Annotated in this window: 16 protein-coding genes; 3 read left to right on the forward strand and 13 right to left on the reverse strand. The window is 43.4% G+C overall.

The window, feature by feature from the left end; all coding sequences use genetic code 11:
* Positions 1-33: 33 nt before the first annotated feature.
* From QNH36_RS16195 to rnz, 4 genes are all read right to left on the reverse strand, one after another.
* Positions 34-663: a class I SAM-dependent methyltransferase gene (locus tag QNH36_RS16195; protein ID WP_313959716.1), complete on the reverse strand. Its 630-nt coding sequence runs from the start codon at positions 661-663 to the stop codon at positions 34-36.
* Positions 664-965: 302 nt separating this feature from the next.
* Positions 966-1,250: a hypothetical protein gene (locus tag QNH36_RS16200; RefSeq protein WP_144476512.1), complete on the reverse strand. Its 285-nt coding sequence runs from the start codon at positions 1,248-1,250 to the stop codon at positions 966-968.
* 87 nt (positions 1,251-1,337) lie between these two features.
* Positions 1,338-1,886, reverse strand: coding sequence for a histidine phosphatase family protein (locus QNH36_RS16205; protein WP_144476509.1), 549 nt, complete (start codon positions 1,884-1,886; stop codon positions 1,338-1,340).
* A gap of 18 nt (positions 1,887-1,904) precedes the next feature.
* Positions 1,905-2,834 (reverse strand): ribonuclease Z, encoded by a 930-nt coding sequence (gene rnz, locus QNH36_RS16210; protein ID WP_251540790.1) that lies wholly within the window; start codon positions 2,832-2,834, stop codon positions 1,905-1,907.
* Between the two features lie 352 nt (positions 2,835-3,186).
* Here rnz and zwf point away from each other — a divergent pair, with 352 nt between their 5' ends.
* Entirely contained in the window at positions 3,187-4,653 is a 1,467-nt protein-coding gene (gene zwf / locus QNH36_RS16215; RefSeq protein ID WP_222125067.1) for a glucose-6-phosphate dehydrogenase, read from the forward strand.
* Between the two features lie 37 nt (positions 4,654-4,690).
* Here the strand turns inward: zwf and QNH36_RS16220 are convergent, their stop codons facing one another.
* Positions 4,691-4,897: a zinc ribbon domain-containing protein gene (locus QNH36_RS16220; protein ID WP_144476500.1), complete on the reverse strand. Its 207-nt coding sequence runs from the start codon at positions 4,895-4,897 to the stop codon at positions 4,691-4,693.
* A 134-nt stretch (positions 4,898-5,031) separates the two neighbouring features.
* On the opposite strand from QNH36_RS16220, the gene QNH36_RS16225 reads away from it, so the two are divergent.
* Positions 5,032-5,766 (forward strand): YwaF family protein, encoded by a 735-nt coding sequence (locus QNH36_RS16225; protein WP_144476497.1) that lies wholly within the window; start codon positions 5,032-5,034, stop codon positions 5,764-5,766.
* Between the two features lie 41 nt (positions 5,767-5,807).
* Here the strand turns inward: QNH36_RS16225 and QNH36_RS16230 are convergent, their stop codons facing one another.
* The 4 genes from QNH36_RS16230 to QNH36_RS16245 all read right to left on the reverse strand — a co-directional run bounded on the left by QNH36_RS16230 (position 5,808) and on the right by QNH36_RS16245 (position 10,265).
* A complete protein-coding gene (locus tag QNH36_RS16230; RefSeq protein ID WP_144476494.1) occupies positions 5,808-6,551 on the reverse strand; it encodes an alpha/beta hydrolase in 744 nt (247 codons plus the stop codon).
* A gap of 224 nt (positions 6,552-6,775) precedes the next feature.
* Positions 6,776-7,246, reverse strand: coding sequence for an IS200/IS605 family transposase (tnpA, locus tag QNH36_RS16235; protein WP_144481521.1), 471 nt, complete (start codon positions 7,244-7,246; stop codon positions 6,776-6,778).
* A gap of 182 nt (positions 7,247-7,428) precedes the next feature.
* Positions 7,429-8,838: an NADP-dependent phosphogluconate dehydrogenase gene (gene gndA / locus QNH36_RS16240; protein ID WP_283905427.1), complete on the reverse strand. Its 1,410-nt coding sequence runs from the start codon at positions 8,836-8,838 to the stop codon at positions 7,429-7,431.
* Between the two features lie 134 nt (positions 8,839-8,972).
* A complete protein-coding gene (locus QNH36_RS16245) occupies positions 8,973-10,265 on the reverse strand; it encodes a DNA polymerase IV (protein WP_283903807.1) in 1,293 nt (430 codons plus the stop codon).
* A 180-nt stretch (positions 10,266-10,445) separates the two neighbouring features.
* On the opposite strand from QNH36_RS16245, the gene QNH36_RS16250 reads away from it, so the two are divergent.
* Positions 10,446-12,158, forward strand: a complete 1,713-nt coding sequence (locus tag QNH36_RS16250; RefSeq protein ID WP_144476488.1) for a methyl-accepting chemotaxis protein — start codon at positions 10,446-10,448, stop codon at positions 12,156-12,158.
* Between the two features lie 46 nt (positions 12,159-12,204).
* Here QNH36_RS16250 and QNH36_RS16255 read toward each other — a convergent pair whose 3' ends face one another.
* The 4 genes from QNH36_RS16255 to mce all read right to left on the reverse strand — a co-directional run bounded on the left by QNH36_RS16255 (position 12,205) and on the right by mce (position 16,458).
* Positions 12,205-12,687 (reverse strand): chemotaxis protein CheW, encoded by a 483-nt coding sequence (locus QNH36_RS16255; RefSeq protein ID WP_144476485.1) that lies wholly within the window; start codon positions 12,685-12,687, stop codon positions 12,205-12,207.
* A gap of 609 nt (positions 12,688-13,296) precedes the next feature.
* On the reverse strand, positions 13,297-14,418 hold the full coding sequence (locus QNH36_RS16260) for a tripeptidase T (protein ID WP_283903808.1): 1,122 nt from the start codon (positions 14,416-14,418) through the stop codon (positions 13,297-13,299).
* A gap of 74 nt (positions 14,419-14,492) precedes the next feature.
* Positions 14,493-16,043: an acyl-CoA carboxylase subunit beta gene (locus tag QNH36_RS16265; RefSeq protein WP_144476479.1), complete on the reverse strand. Its 1,551-nt coding sequence runs from the start codon at positions 16,041-16,043 to the stop codon at positions 14,493-14,495.
* 1 nt (position 16,044) lies between these two features.
* Positions 16,045-16,458 carry a methylmalonyl-CoA epimerase gene (gene mce, locus QNH36_RS16270; protein WP_283903809.1) on the reverse strand — a complete coding sequence of 138 codons (414 nt, stop codon included), beginning with the start codon at positions 16,456-16,458 and terminating at the stop codon, positions 16,045-16,047.
* Positions 16,459-16,637: the final 179 nt, after the last annotated feature.

Consider the following 16,637-nt stretch of genomic DNA (forward strand, 5'->3'; position numbering starts at 1 on the left):
CAAAACAGCCCCTCTTTCCATGAAATCATTTATTTAACTGCCCTTCACCAGCAAAATCCTGCGGTACATATCCCCGAACATAACGCCTTCATCAGCAATCAATCGGATTCTGTCTTTTTCTGTTGAGCAGGCTTCCTCAAAGGATACGCCGATGTCGGTCCCAAGCAGCTTGATCACATGCCTGAAGGCTTTCTTGACGAAGGAAAGTCCTTTCCCTGGCTGAGCAAACTTATCGAAGACCAGCACCAGGCCATCCTCCCGGCATACTCTTACCATCTCGGCAAACGCCCTTCTATGGTCGGGGACGACGGATAAAATTAAACTTCCCACAACATAATCAAAGGCATCATCAGCAAAGTCCAGCTGCTGGGCATCCATTTTTAAAAAAGTAATCTTTGAGCCCTGGAATTTATCCTTTGCTTTCTGAAGCATATCCTCTGAATAATCGATTGCAGTGATATCCAGCTGTTCATAGGGCAAGCGCTCGATGTCGGCTCCTGTGCCTGCACCAACAAAAAGCACTTTGTCCCCAGGCTGCAAGTGTAAGTCTTTAAAAAGTTTCTCTCTCGCCTTGGAAAAAGGGCCGGCATTGAAAATCGCATCATAAATCGGCGCCCAGCCTTTGTAAATGATCTTATTCCAGGAATTATTAATAGCGTCCACCCCAATCTGATCCCAAATGCAAAGTTCTAATTACTTTTGACTCTAAAAGCAGCCCAGCAGCCAGCAACCACTTCTCCATCCAGAGCAATCTTTTCTCCAGGAATAACAATCTGCAGTATTTTGTTCCTTAAACTTCCCAGCTACCTCTTCAACCTTATCACTATGGACACAATTGACCTGACAGACATCCTGCTCCTTCAACTTATCATCCACCTCATTCAAATAATCATTTGAGTATATAATATTCAAACCACCGTTTGAATGTCAATAAAAAAACCAGGATTCTCTCCTGGTTTTAAAGATTAGGCTATTTTTTCTCTCTGCCGGTCAGCAACCTTTTTAAAATAAAATCCTAATTTAACGAGACCAACCGCGATCAGGGAAAAGATCATATTGTAGAAAACCGCGAATATTGCAAGATCCATCACTTCAAAAATGACAGCATACAGTAACCCAACAATCCCGAATAAGGAAATAGTGATCAGGAAATGCATTCTCGGCAGGAGAAAAGTGATAATCCCGCTAAACAACATGACCAGTGAACCCATAATGAAAAAATGAAGACCGAATAAAAGTAAGAATTCCAAGCGTACTCCCCCAGTTTCGTATAGAAAGAATGGATGGAAATAGTTCCATCACCTTCCATTTCCCTCTGGGTCATTTTTTAAACGGTTTTAAATCCGGTCATCCCATATTCGATTCAGGAGTGTGCTTTCACTTGAAACAACCAGTTCAAAAACATCTGGATTGGTCATTTCCATCAGGCAATCGTATCCGAAACTTTCGTTGAAATATCTCATGAGCAATGTGGTCATGTTTCCATGGCTGACAAGGAGGATATGACCATCGTCCGAACATAGTAAGTCTTCAATCAGGGATTTAGCCCGTTTCATCGCGGCAGAAGTAGACTCTCCACCCTCAAAAACAAGCTCGAAGTCTTCGAAGGTTTGTTTCAGCTTTTCCCGCCAGTCTTCCAGATTCACTGTGCTCAGCACTCTTTCACCAAGTCTTTCATCCTCAAGAACCTCTATTCCTTTGGAATTGGCCAAAGGCTTTATTGTATCGATCGCTCTTTTAAATGGACTTGAATAGATGCTATCTATTTCCTTATGTTTAAAAAAGTCAACCAGCGCCAGCGCCTGCTTCCGGCCATGTTCGGTCAATGGCGAGTCTACTGGCTGTCCAGCTGCACTAGCATGACGTACTAGATAGATTGTTTTCAATCGTCACACCCCTTTTATTCAGTCGTGGTCATACGGAACCGTGATTTCCATGAAGTCCTCTGATATGACAGTATTGGCAAAAATCGTCTTGGCTTCCGCTTCTAACTGCTGCCAGTCATTGCGGTCATATCTCGAACTTATATGGGTAAGACACAGTTTTTTTGCATCCGCATTCAAGGCAGTTTCAGCTGCCTGCAGTGTAGAGGAATGGAAATACTCATGAGCAAGCGACTCTTCACCTGCTGAAAAAGTGGCCTCATGGACAAGTAAATCCGCCTTATGGGCAAGTAATTGAGCATTTTGGCAAACTCTTGTGTCTCCTAAAATGGAGATTATTCGGCCTTTCTGCGGGGGACCGACGAATTCAGCAGGGTCAATCACCGTACCGTTGTCCAATATGACCTCTTCGCCATTTTTGATTTTCCTGTAATCAGGTCCAGGCTTTACACCTGCAGCCTGAAGCTTATCTGCAAGGAGGGTGCCCGGTCGGTCCTTTTCAATGATTCTATACCCATATGAAGGAATTCCATGCTCAAGCAGCCTTGCTTCCACAATAAACTGATCATCCTCGAATATGATTCCTTCTTCCAGTTCAATAATTTCGATAGGATACTTCAAATACGATTTGCTAATCTTCAGGGATACTTCAATATACTCCTTGATCCCCGGCGGCCCGTATACAGTAACCAAGGAGTCCCCTCCCTGGAAGGAACGGCTGGACAGCAAGCCCGGCAATCCATAGATATGATCACCATGCAAATGGGTGATAAAAATTTTCTCGATTCTTCTCGGCTTTATGCTTGTATGTAAAATCTGGTGCTGGGTTGCTTCCCCACAGTCAAACAGCCAGACAACTCCCCGTTCCTCGAGTAACTTCAGTGCAATTGAAGTCACATTCCTTAATTTTGCTGGAACCCCTGCACCTGTCCCCAGAAAAAAAACATCCATATCCCTTACATCCTCCTGTCAATACGCTTGCAAACGCAAATCCATTTCATTATTCCTTTCAATATATCATATGTATCAGCGTCCATCTAAACAGATCGTTGATTTGATGAGAATGGGATAGTCCGATACAATTTGCAGAAACTAATACAGGCCAAAAGAGTTGCTAATTGTTCTCGAAACCGATACAATTTTGTATTTGTAAAGTGTTTTTTATTCTCAGAGATTGTTGCTTTCCATTTTCCAGGCGAGAAAGCGGAAAAGTTAACAGAAAAAGCCTTCTACATATTTCTAAATTCACATAAAAGAGAGGTTCTATATTGTGGCACACACCGAAAAACCAACAGCTTTAATCATGATCTTCGGGGCTACAGGAGACCTGGCAAACCGAAAACTATTTCCTTCCCTTTACAACTTGTATGCAAAAGGGAAACTGGACAAGTTCGCGGTCGTTGGCGTTGCCCGTCGTTCACTGACAAATGAAGAATTTCAGCTTAGGGTAAAAGAGTCTGTAACTGAACATGGAAAATCAGAAGCAAATCTTGATGAGTTCGTCTCCAAGTTTTATTATCATTCCCATGATGTTACTGACTCAAGCTCCTATATCGCACTTGGCAAGCTGGCAGAAGAGCTCGACGGACATTACGGACTTGATGGCAATAGAATTTTCTACCTGGCAATGGCACCCGAATTCTTCGGAACGATTGCTGAACATTTAAAGAATGACAACCTGACGAATGTTCCTGGTTTCAAGAGACTCGTCATCGAGAAGCCATTCGGACATGACCTTGAATCGGCAAAAGTGCTGAACAAGCAAATCCGAACTGCTTTTTCCGAGGATGAAATCTACAGGATCGACCATTACCTCGGAAAGGAAATGGTTCAAAATATCGAAGTCATCCGTTTTGCGAACGCGATGTTCGAGCCACTCTGGAATAACCGTTACATTTCCAACATCCAGGTAACATCCAGTGAAACACTTGGAGTAGAAGAACGCGGCCGCTATTATGAAAAGAGCGGTGCACTCCGGGACATGGTCCAGAACCATATGCTTCAGATGGTCTCTTTGCTGGCGATGGAACCGCCTATCAAGCTGACAACGGATGAAATCCGTTCCGAAAAAGTAAGAGTGTTCCGTGCACTCCGACCGATCACGGGAGAGGCAGTAAACGACTATTTTGTCCGTGGCCAATATGGTAAAGGCACGATGAATGAGAAAGATGTTCCTGCTTACCGTCAGGAGGAAATGGTTGACCCTGATTCCAATACCGAGACGTTCGTAGCTGGCAAGCTGATGATTGATAACTTCCGCTGGGCTGGAGTACCTTTCTATATCCGGACAGGCAAAAGAATGAAGGCAAAATCAACAAAAATCGTGATTCAATTCAAAGATATCCCGATGGATTTGTATTACAAACCAGAAAAAACGGTCAACCCAAATCTGCTTGTGATCCATATCCAGCCTGAAGAAGGAATCACGCTTCATTTGAACGCCAAGAAATCCGGCCAGGGGACAGATGCTACACCTGTGAAACTGAATTATGCCAATAAAGGGATCGATGGACTGAATACACCGGAAGCATATGAGAAGCTTCTGTATGATTCATTGCGCGGTGACGCAACAAACTTTACTCATTGGGATGAAGTGGCACTCTCCTGGAGTTTCGTCGATAACATCTCAGAAGTATGGGAAAACACGAAAGAACCGACCTTCCCGAACTATGAATCTGGCTTAATGGGTCCTGATGCAGCAGACAAGCTGCTCGAAAAAGATGGATTCTTCTGGTGGCCAATCACCGAAATCGATGTAGAAAATTGCTGATCAAAAAGGCCCGCCTGTTACATGGCGGGCCTTTTGTTTAACCTCCAAAAAAGAAATCAAGGATATTCGAGCCTGCAGATACCTCTTTGTTATAGAACTCGGAGTATCCGCACTTCTTGCAATACACAACAGTAAACTGGTTATTCTGGATATCAAACATCTTGGATAATCCCGTACCAGTCATCGCGACATCCTTCTGTGCTGCGTCCGTGCTCCCGCATTTTATGCACCCTTTGTCGGTCATTGTCTTCCAACTCCCTTTTTTTTAACTATACTTCTTTTACGTATCTGCCAAAGATTGGTTTCACCTTTTCACATAAAAAAATCCTGAAAAGGAAAACTTATATTTGTCTTATTAACTAAACAGAGGTGAAAGGTATGGGATGGTTCGGACACAGCAACAAGACATTCAGCTTTGCCATGTTTTCAGAGAGCCATCTTGCCATTTTAGCGATCTTCATATTTGTAAATACGGCAATTTTTTTAAACAGGCGGAAATTAAGTAATGAAAAGTGGCGGAAAGCTGAGCTGCTGACAGCATTCTCATTAATATTGATCGAGCTCTTCAATCATTACTGGATGTATAAACATGCTGTCTGGAAGCTAGGACGCTCCATGCCCTTGGAACTATGTAATATAGGTCTCTTCCTGGCTATTGGTTTACTGTTAACCAGAAAGAAACTCTTTTTTGAGCTATTGTTTTTCATTGCCTTATTGGGTGCGACCCAGGCGATCATCACACCTGCTTTAACCTATGGCTTCCCTCATTTTCGCTTTTTTCACTTTTTCTATGCCCATATGATGATTGTATGGGTGACCCTTTATTTCACTCTGGCAAAGGGATTTCACCCTACATTCAGTTCAGTTTTAAAGGTCATTCTATTCATCAATCTGCTTCTGCCCGTAATCCTGTTAATTAATAAAACCGCTGACGGGAACTATTGGTTTTTGCGCCATAAACCTGATAGCCCCAGTTTCATGGATTTACTCGGTCCCTATCCATGGTATATTTTTTCCCTGGAAAGTTTGCTGGTCTTATTAAGTCTCCTTGCATGGCTCTGCTTGCGGTTATGGCTAAGAGGAGAGAAAAGGAGTTCTTATTCTGAGACTTAAACATTCCTTTTTCCAAAAAAAAGAAGGCAATTGAATGCCCTCTAAAGATTCCTTTTGATAAACTGCAGTGTCTTTTCAATAATAATGTGCTGATCATTGTCAAGAGTTGCAACATGATAGCTTTCTTTTAAGGGATAGATTTCTTTTGTTTCAGAGCTGATATTTTCATAAATGGTTTGAGAATTATCCGGCGGCACCACATGGTCTTCCTCAGAAACAAAGATCAAAGCTGGGCAAGATATTTTCGCCAGGTCATCTTTAACTTCTTTCATGAAGGTTAAAATTTCTTTTACTGATTGGACCGGCGTTTTTTCATAAGCTAGTTCCGTTACTCCCGCTTTTTTAATGTCAGATCCAATTGCATCCAAAAACCTGGTGCCTTCCAATTGGCGGACAGGCTCCATTGCCGGGATATCAACAGCGGCATTGACCAGGACAATCCCCCGGAATTCAGGATATTTTTCAGCCATGTACAACGTCAGCGTTCCGCCCATTGACAGGCCTGTCACAAAAATCGTGTCACACCTATCTTTTAACCACTGAAATCCCTCTTCCACCGACGCAATCCAATCACGATAAGAGGTTTGTTCCATGTCTTCATAATGTGTACCATGTCCCTTCAAGCGGGGACCACATACGGTATATCCTGCCTCAGCATACGCCTCCCCTAGTGGCCTCATACTCTGTGTAGAGCCTGTAAAACCATGAGATACAAGGATACCAACTCTATTTCCTTCAAAATAGAATGGTTCAGCTCCCTCAAGAACAGGGTAACGATCTGCCATGCTATTCCCTCCAATCTAATTATCTACTTAAAAGATTTCGACTCATCTTGAGGCAAACCCTTCCTTTCATACGAAAAACACCTTTATTTACAATCAAAACCACCAGTGTGAACTGGTGGTTTGCTCTGCGGCTGAAAGCCTCTCTTACCGGCCTTGGCCTTAAAGGCCCGCTGAAAGGGTTTCCCTTCTGCACCACATTCACTCACCAATTCTAAAGAATTTCTTTATTTATTCTTATTTTTTTGTCCTGTGAAAGGATCAAACTCTTCGAACAATGTTAACTGGTCAGCTTGATAGTCTTCCACGAGCTGATTTCGAATGTATTCTTGTATTTGCTTTTTGTTTCTGCCTACTGTATCAACATAGAAGCCTCGGCACCAAAATTTCCGGTTTCCATACCGGTATTTTAAATTGGCATGTCGATCGAAAATCATGAGGCTGCTCTTTCCTTTCAAGTAACCCATGAATTGAGACACACTCAATTTCGGCGGGATACTAACTAACATATGAATGTGGTCCGGACAGGCATTAGCTTCATGGATCACAACACCTTTTCGTTCACATAAATCTCTGATAATTTGGCCTATACTCTTTTTATATTTTCCATAAATGATTTGTCTTCTGTATTTTGGGGCAAATACTATGTGATACTTACAATTCCATGTTGTATGTGCTAAACTGTTCATGTCCTTCATAGGGCATACCTCCTTCTACGGTGAGATGAAGTGGTCGGGAAACCAACTTTATCCTACCATGAAGTGAGGTTTTTTTATTACTACCACGCTATAAGCTCTCTGGAACCCCCGGCATAGCCAGGGGTTTTCTAACACAGTAACAAATAAAAAACAGCGGATACAAAATCCGCTGTTACAGTGTCTTATTCCATCCACTCAGTGTGGAAGATTCCTTCTTTGTCAATGCGCTGATAGGTGTGGGCGCCAAAATAATCGCGCTGCGCCTGTATCAAGTTGGCCGGCAGCGTTTCTGTCCGGTAGCTGTCGAAATAGGAAAGGGCAGCAGAGAAGCTCGGAACCGGAATTCCGTTAAGAACAGCAGCGGAGATGATTTCCCGCAGTGACTGCTGATAGCCTTCAGTGATTTCCTTGAAATAAGGATCAAGCAGCAAATTTTTCAACTCAGGGTCGCGATCGTACGCTTCCTTGATTTTCTGTAGGAACTGGGCTCTGATAATGCAGCCTCCGCGGAAAATCATCGCGATTTCTCCGTAGTTCAGGTTCCAGTCATATTCTTCTGATGCCGCTCTCATCTGGGCGAAGCCCTGTGCATAAGAACAAATTTTGCTCAGATACAGTGCCTTTCGAATCGATTCAATGAATCCCTTTTTGTCACCATCAAATGGTTTCGCTTCTGGTCCGGAAAGTACCTTGCTTGCCTCAACCCGCTCTTGCTTCATGGCCGAAATAAAACGCGCGAAAACGGATTCCGTAATGATAGGCAGCGGAACCCCAAGGTCTAGCGCACTCTGGCTTGTCCATTTTCCTGTTCCTTTTTGGCCTGCAGTATCAAGGATTACGTCGACAAGCGGTTTGCCTGTTTCGTCGTCCTTTTTTGTGAAAATATCAGCTGTGATTTCAATCAAGTAGCTGTCCAGCTCACCTTTATTCCATTCAGCGAACACTTCATGCAGCTCTTCAGCACTCAAGCCAAGAACATGCTTCAGCATGAAATAAGATTCTGCGATCAGCTGCATGTCGCCATACTCGATTCCATTGTGGACCATTTTTACATAATGGCCCGCTCCATCAGGACCAATATATGTTGTGCACGCGTCCCCATTGACCTTAGCAGCAATATCCTGGAAGATCGGCGAAACCAGCTCATATGCCTCCTTTTGCCCACCAGGCATGATGGAAGGTCCATGCAGTGCGCCTTCCTCCCCTCCAGATACCCCGGTGCCAATGAAGTGAAGTCCAAGCTCGCTCAATTCTTTGTTCCGCCGCTGTGTATCGGCAAAATATGTATTACCGCCATCGATGATGATATCGCCCTTTTCAAGATGAGGCTTCAATTGATCGATTGTCGCGTCGGTCGCAGCCCCGGCCTTTACCATCAGCAAGATTTTCCGCGGTTTCTCGAGGGATTCAACAAATTCTTCGATTGAAAACGTTCCGTAAATGTTCTTGCCTTCCGTTTCGGCGAGCATTTCATCCGTCTTTTCTCTAGAACGATTATAAACGGAAACAGAATACCCACGGCTTTCAATATTCATCGCAAGGTTTTTCCCCATAACAGCGAGGCCAATGACTCCGATTTGCTGTTTTGACATCATTCCAACTTCCTTCCTTTTTCATAACTGGTTTTTAAAAACTTACAAACTAATGTAACAATGAATCCAGGGTGGTGCAAACAATAGGCTTCATCCCTCTATATTTTGACTTAACCTCTGGAAGCTAAACAACTTTAATAGTCTTTTTTCTCGGTATCGCCATTTCTTTTGCGGTCCTGAAGAAAATCCTTATTAAAGCTTGTGCCAGCCTTGGGGTTTTCCCTTGAAGAGTGCTTCTTCACCTGTAAACCAGCGCTTTCGATAATACTTTTACCGTATTTTTCACGCAGCTGGCTCATCGTATTGATCAAAGGCTCTTTTTTTGCATCCTGTTCGTAAGAAAACAAGTCGAGCTGCTTAACAGCCTGATCTGCCTCTAGCAGATCTGTTCCGGTGATTCCGAGCAAGCGGACAGGATCACCGTTCCAATGCTTTAAAAATAAAGCTTTTGCCGCAGCAGCAATGTCGTCTTTCTTTGAAACCGGGTTCGGGAGCTTTTGGCTTCTTGTGATCGTTTTTCTGTCCTTAAAGCGGATCATGATGCTAATGGTGGTTGCGACAGCTTCCTTTCTCTTCATCCTGGCAGCTACCTGCTCTGATAAGCCATCAAGGACCTTCAGGAGTTCATGCTGATTCGAGAGATCTCTCGGCAGGGTTGTTGAATTGCCGATACTCTTGAAGTCATAGACGGATTCGGGATCCACCATTCTATTATCCTGACCGTTGGCTCTATTTTTCAGCTTCAGGCCATTAATCCCTAACAGGGCTTTCAATTGGATATCATTTGCTTTTGCCAGGTCGCCAATAGATTGAATACCGATGCTTTTTAGTTTGTCCGCGGTTTTCGTTCCTACTCCATGCATCTCTCCGGCTCCGAGCGGCCATAGGATCCGAGGGATATCCCGTTTTCTTAAAATCGTGATCCCCAATGGTTTTTTCATATCGGAAGCTGTTTTCGCCAGGAATTTATTAGGGGCGATTCCAATGCTGCATGGCAAATCAAGCTGCTCGAGAATCCGTTTCTGAATGCTCTCAGCTATCTCCAATGGTGCCCCGATGTCAGCGCAATCCGTAATATCCATATACCCTTCATCAATGGAAACAGGTTCCACCAGCTCGGTATATTGGCGTAAAATATCGAACATAGCACCAGACGCAGCCCGGTACCTGTCAAAATTCGGTGTTTTTATGATTAACTCAGGGCAGAGCTTTTTTGCTTCCCACAACGGCATGGTTGTCTTTACTCCGAATTTCCTTGCTTCATAGCTGCAAGTTACAATGATTCCCCGCCGTTCCTCAGGGTTGCCTGCAATGGCCAGGGGTTTTCCCTTCAGTTCAGAATCATAAGCCATTTCTACGGAAGCATAGAAACTGTTCATATCAACATGTAAAATGACTCTGCCCTTTTTTGGATACATCTCTTTCATATCAGCCACTTCCCAAATATACGTTCCATTCTAGTTTATCAAAAATAGCGATCATATACTTAATCGAAGTTTGGATGGCAAATGTGAATTTTATGTGAAGATAAAATGGAAAAGATTAAAGATTCCGCTGGGAAACCCGATAAAATCAATAAATAGATATACAAAGACGGGGGAGTTTTTATGCAGCATTGGTCCATTGGCAGAAAGTATGCAAGCGTTTTCGCATTTATCATGGTCATTTTCCTGGGCAGCTTTATTTATTTGTCCAGTGTTTTGAGCAACCTACAAGATGCGATCGACCTTGCAGAGGAGAAAAGTGATTACGCTATCATGATCAGCGAAATGGGGGCCACTTTTCGCCAGAAATACATTATTATTACTGACTACATAACCGAACCAAAACCAGAGCTTCTTACACTTTATAAAAAAGAAGCGGAACAGTTTGATGCCTCAGCTGAAAAACTGAAAGCAAATGTGAAAACGGAAAATGCACAAACGCTATTCGAGGCAATCGTCAAAACAGATAAGCATATGGACAAAATCTGGTCTGATGAAATTTTAAAGACTGTGGATGAATTTAGGCAAAACGGAGAACAGGTTGATATCTTCACCCAAATCAGTCTTGCGAACAAAGCTGAAACCATCAGGGATATGAATATCGAGAAATTAAACCAGTTACAGACGGCAATCCTGGATGACAGGACGACAATCATGAATGAAACTCATTCTTCAATTGCTTCCATGATCCGTAATACTTTCATCCTTATCATCATCGCCTTTATCATCTCTTCTGTGGCAATGTACTTTGTCTCCCGCAGCATCAGCAAAAATCTTAAGGATGTTGTTGCTTACTGCAAGAAGCTCGCAGCCGGGGAACTGAATGTAAAAGCGCTGCAGGCAAAGAACAAGGACGAAGTCGGCCAGATCATCCAAGCAATGAATCAATTATCCGGTAACCTTAAAGCTTCCATTTCCAGCATACTTTTGTCATCTGACCAGGTAAATGAAATGTCGAGAAATCTAAAGGAAAATGCGGAGGCCACCACAGAAGCAAACAATGAAATTACGACATCAATCATGCAGGTTGCCTCTGCCTCAGATGAGCAGGTTAAGATTTCGGAACGCACCAATGAAGCAGTCGAAAATGTGTCTTCACAATTAATCGAAGTTACTGGATCAATGCAGGAGACCCTGCAAACGACTTCAGATACGAAGCAAAAGATTGAACAGGGAAAACTATATGCTATCAATGTGACGGAACAAATGGATGAAATCAATGGAAAAGTAACAGAACTGGCCAAAGTGATTCACTCCCTGAAAAACAATTCTCAGGAAATTCATCGAATCATTGAAATTATCACTGATATATCAAACCAGACAAATTTATTGGCATTGAATGCAGCGATTGAAGCGGCAAGAGCCGGGGAGCATGGGAAAGGCTTCGGTGTGGTGGCCCAGGAAGTGCGCAAACTTGCCGAACAATCAGCTGGAGCGGCAGACAGCATCCGCACAATCCTTGAACAAACTGGAAAAGAAACGAACCTGGCCGTAAATGTCATGGATGAAAGCCAGGTGACCGTCCAAAAAGGCAATGAACTTGTTGAGAAAGTTGCGGCCACCTTCACAGAAATAGCTCAATCAATCGAGGAAGTCAGCTTGAAGGGAGACACTGTCAGCAGTGCTGTCACGAGTGCGAATGAAAAGATTGAATTCATGGCGCAGTCTGCGACCGAGGTCATCACTGCATCTTCAAAGTCTGCGCAATTCCTCGAGCAGGTAGCAGCTACAACAGAGGAACAAAACGCAACCATGCAAGAACTGTTGGAATCATCCAGCAAATTGTCCAGCATGGCCGAGAACCTGAGAAAGTCATTCTCCAGTTTCAAACTATAACTAAAACAAGCTGACCCGCGTGGGGTCAGCTTGTTTTTATATCACACTAGTTATGTAATTCCTGTTTTTGATTTTTCATATAGTCCTTAATCTCTTTGATTCCCTCGAGTGACTGGATCAAGGTTTCTGGATCAATGACCATGATCATCCGTTTCTCAAAATTGGCGATGCCTGTGATGAATTTAGTATTTTGATATGCGATCAGACCTGGTTGTTTTAAATTCTCCTGAGGTATCTCAAGGATTTCCTTCGCATCCCTGACCAGGACTCCCAACGAGATATCCGATGTCTCCAGTACAATCAGTCTCGTCTTGTCGTCCGCCTGAATATCCCGATTATAGAGGACCTTTTCCAAATCTATAACTGGAATTAGATCTCCCCTTACCTTCGTAATTCCGGTGACATAATCAGGCATATGGGGGATCGCAGTCATCCCTTCCATTTTTTCAATCGATATGACGAAAAGAATCGGAAAAGCATATTCTTCATTCCCTGCCTGGAACACAACCGTCTTAGTACTTTCAGCCATTGGAGTACACTTCCTTTATTTATAGTTCTATCCCTATGTAATAATAGATTTTAAAAATGGGTTCATGGTGATTGATCAGGTCGATCATTTCAAGTATTATATCGGATTCTTCAGTTCGATCTTTAGAACTAATGAAAAATGAGTAAGGGGATATGGACATTTAGCCGATTACTACTCCTTGAAATGTCTAAAAAACACATTACTTGGACATTTTGACTGCAGCTTTTCCCCAAAATGTCTATTAAGACTGGTTTCTTGGACATTTTGATCATCATTTCTCTCTCAAATGTCTATTAAAACTCTGTTCTTGGACATTTTAATCATCATTTCTCTCTAAAATGTCTATTAAAACTCAGTTCTTGGACATTTTGACTGCCGCTTCTGCCTGAAATGTCTATTAAGACTGGTTTCTTGGACGTTTTGATCATCATTTCTCTCTAAAATGTCTATTAAAACTCAGTTCTTGGACATTTTGACTGCCGCTTTCCCTGAAATGTCTATTAAAGCTCAGTTCTTGGACATTTTGCCTATCGCCATTCTTCAAAATGTCTATTAAACACTGTATGTTCGTATAAAAAATGGCTTCCCCCTGCAGGGAAGCCATTTGGTTTATTGTGCTGCTACTTCTTGAATCAAAGCGATGACCATTTCGGCAAGCTTCTCCAGCTCTTCGATTGGCATTCTTTCATTCGTTGTGTGGATTTCTTCATATCCTACAGCAAGGTTGACTGTCGGAATACCAAAGCCAGCAATGACGTTTGCATCGCTTCCGCCGCCGCTGTGAAGCAATTCAGAGCTTCTGCCGATTTTTGCGGCAGCTTTTTTAGCAAGTTCGACTACCAGGTCACCTTCGCCGAATTTGAAGCCTGGATACATGACCTGGACATCAACTTCTGCTTTGCCGCCCATTTCCTGTGCAGCTGACTCGAATGCTTCCTTCATTTTCGCCACTTGCGCTTCCATCTTTTCAGGGATTAGGGAACGGGCTTCAGCAAGGATTTCTGCTCGGTCGGCAACGATGTTTGTCTGTGTTCCGCCCTGGAAACGGCCAATGTTTGCAGTTGTTTCTTCATCAATGCGGCCAAGCGGCATTCTGGCAACTGCTTTGGCTGCAATTGTGATTGCGGATACACCTTTTTCAGGAGCAACACCAGCGTGTGCGGTTTTGCCATGGATGACAGCAGACACTTTCGCCTGAGTAGGAGCTGCGACAATGATGTTTCCTACCTTCCCATCACTGTCGAGTGCATATCCATATTTCGCTTTTACCAGAGAAGAATCCAATGCCTTGGCACCAACAAGTCCCGATTCTTCCCCGACAGTAATGATGAACTGGATCGTTCCATGAGGAATGGATTGTTCTTTCAGGACACGGATTGTTTCAAGCATGACCGCAAGTCCCGTTTTGTCATCCGCACCAAGAATGGTTGTTCCATCTGTTACGACATAACCATCTTTGATGGATGGCTTTACACCCTTTGCGGGTACGACTGTATCCATGTGGGAAGTGAAGTAGATGGTATCAACACCTTCTTTTGTCCCTTCCAATGTGCAGATTAGATTTCCTGCACCATGACCCGTTTGCGCTGTCGTATCATCTTCGAATACTTCAACCCCAAGATCCTCGAATTTTTGCTTGAGAACGCGGGCGATTTCAGTTTCATACTTTGTTTCAGAATCAATTTGGACAAGCTCTAAAAACTCATTCAATAAACGTTCGTTGTTAATCATCAAAGCCTACCTCCAATTATGTATATACTACTTGAGTATAACGCTAATTGAATGGCAACACCAAATCCTAAATCCTATAGCGGAATGTTGCCATGCTTTTTGCCCGGTCTATCTTCTTTCTTTGTCCGAAGCATCTCAAGGGCCTGAATCAGTTTGATTCGTGTGTCACGCGGATCAATGACGTCATCGACCATGCCCTGGCTGGCAGCGACATATGGATTCGCAAATTTTTCACGATACTCATCGATTTTTTGCTGTCTTGTCTGTTCTGGATTTTCACTGTTCTGGATTTCCTTCGCAAAAATAATATTCGCGGCGCCCTGCGGCCCCATAACTGCAATTTCGGCATTTGGCCACGCAAAAACAAGGTCCGCCCCAATGGATTTACTATTCAATGCAACATACGCGCCGCCATATGCTTTCCGTAAAATTACGGTAAGTTTAGGAACAGTCGCTTCTGAATAGGCGTAGAGGATTTTTGCGCCGTGTCGGATGATGCCGCCATGCTCCTGCTTAATTCCAGGGAAAAATCCTGTCACATCTTCAAATGTAATGATCGGGATATTGAATGAATCGCAGAATCTGATGAATCGAGACGCTTTATCGGAAGAATCGATATCAAGTCCTCCTGCCATCACCTTTGGCTGGTTGCAGACTAGGCCGACAACTTCCCCTTTGATTCTTGCAAGTCCAATCACGATGTTTTTGGCAAAGTCCTTCTGTATTTCCAGGAACGAATCCGCATCCACTACCTGCTCGATTACTTTGCGCACATCATATGGTCTGATAGCGTCAAATGGAATCACGTCTGTCAGGTCCGGACGGTAATCATCCTGCTCATCCGCTTCAAGACGCGGCGGCTTTTCTTCATAGCTTTGCGGCAGATAGCTCAGCAGCAATCTTACCTGCCCCAATGTTTCTTCTTCAGACTGGCCATGGAAATGAGCGTTGCCGCTGATTGTATTATGTACGATTGCACCGCCTAAATCTTCTGCGGAGATCTTTTCACCCGTAACTGTTTCAATTACTTTAGGGCCGGTGATGAACATCTGACTTGTTTTTTCAACCATGAACACAAAATCAGTGATAGCCGGTGAATAAACGGCTCCCCCTGCGCATGGTCCCATGATGACAGAAATCTGCGGAATGACCCCTGAATAAATCGAATTCCGGTAGAAAATATGGCCGTACCCATCTAGAGAAACAACACCCTCTTGGATTCTTGCCCCGCCGGAATCATTCAGTCCGACAAAGGGAGCACCATTCTTGGCTGCCAGATCCATGACATTGGCGATTTTCTTTGCATGCATTTCACCCAAAGCTCCGCCAAACACGGTGAAATCCTGTGAAAACAGATAGATAGGCCTGCCATTCACTTTTCCATAACCGGTTACCACTCCATCTCCGGGACCCTTCTGATTCTCAAGCCCAAAGTCAGTGCTCCGATGCTGAATAAAAGGATTCAATTCCACAAAACTTCCTGGATCGACAAGAAGTTCAATTCGTTCACGAGCTGTCAGCTTGCCTTTTTCATGCTGCTTTTCAATCCGGTCGTCGCCGCCGCCCAATTCAATTTCCCTGCGTCTATCATATAGTTCATTGATTTTTTCATAGATGTCTGGCATTTTATTCAGCCTCCCTGTTTTTCTCGCAAAGTTCGTATAAAATGCTGCCGGTAGATTTAGGGTGCATGAATGCTACAAGCGCTCCCCCAGCACCTTTTTTCGGAACATCCTGTATCATCTTGATTCCGCTTTCCTTCATATCTCTGATTCTTTCCTCGATTGATTCCACACCAAGTGCAACATGGTGAATTCCTTCTCCACGCTTTTCAATAAAACGTGCGATTGCGCTTTCCTCCGATAGAGGCTCAAGAATCTCAAGCTTCGTTTCTCCGGCTTTCAGGAAAGCCACTTTCACCATTTCGCTGTCTACTTCCTCGATCCCCAGTAATGGCAGTTTCAGCACATCTGTATAAAATGGGAGGGCATGCTCAATAGATTTGACAGCAATGCCGATATGGTCGACCTTTTTAATCATGTAATCCCCTCCAAATATTATTTAAATATATTTAACTGTTATATTATTCGACAAAAATGTCACAAATCCTCCTTATTTAAATAGTAATTTCTGCATTATGATTGACATAATACTTTTATACCGTGTCTAAATGCTTCCACTAAAAGGGTTGTTGAAATGGTTCTGGGGATGTAAAATAA

This window comes from Mesobacillus sp. AQ2, from assembly GCF_030122805.1.
Lineage (GTDB): Bacteria > Bacillota > Bacilli > Bacillales > Cytobacillaceae > Mesobacillus > Mesobacillus oceanisediminis_A.

Bases quoted from the DNA above. Each gene is read 5' to 3' on its own strand.
- rnz (WP_251540790.1), bottom strand. From the start codon at position 2,834: ATGGATGTTTTTTTTCTGGGGACAGGTGCAGGGGTTCCAGCAAAATTA.
- zwf (WP_222125067.1), top strand. From the start codon at position 3,187: ATGATCTTCGGGGCTACAGGAGACCTGGCAAACCGAAAACTATTTCCT.
- QNH36_RS16220 (WP_144476500.1), bottom strand. From the start codon at position 4,897: ATGACCGACAAAGGGTGCATAAAATGCGGGAGCACGGACGCAGCACAG.
- QNH36_RS16225 (WP_144476497.1), top strand. From the start codon at position 5,032: ATGGGATGGTTCGGACACAGCAACAAGACATTCAGCTTTGCCATGTTT.
- QNH36_RS16230 (WP_144476494.1), bottom strand. From the start codon at position 6,551: ATGGCAGATCGTTACCCTGTTCTTGAGGGAGCTGAACCATTCTATTTT.
- tnpA (WP_144481521.1), bottom strand. From the start codon at position 7,246: ATGAAGGACATGAACAGTTTAGCACATACAACATGGAATTGTAAGTAT.
- gndA (WP_283905427.1), bottom strand. From the start codon at position 8,838: ATGTCAAAACAGCAAATCGGAGTCATTGGCCTCGCTGTTATGGGGAAA.
- QNH36_RS16245 (WP_283903807.1), bottom strand. From the start codon at position 10,265: ATGAAAGAGATGTATCCAAAAAAGGGCAGAGTCATTTTACATGTTGAT.
- QNH36_RS16250 (WP_144476488.1), top strand. From the start codon at position 10,446: ATGCAGCATTGGTCCATTGGCAGAAAGTATGCAAGCGTTTTCGCATTT.
- QNH36_RS16255 (WP_144476485.1), bottom strand. From the start codon at position 12,687: ATGGCTGAAAGTACTAAGACGGTTGTGTTCCAGGCAGGGAATGAAGAA.
- QNH36_RS16260 (WP_283903808.1), bottom strand. From the start codon at position 14,418: ATGATTAACAACGAACGTTTATTGAATGAGTTTTTAGAGCTTGTCCAA.
- QNH36_RS16265 (WP_144476479.1), bottom strand. From the start codon at position 16,043: ATGCCAGACATCTATGAAAAAATCAATGAACTATATGATAGACGCAGG.
- mce (WP_283903809.1), bottom strand. From the start codon at position 16,458: ATGATTAAAAAGGTCGACCATATCGGCATTGCTGTCAAATCTATTGAG.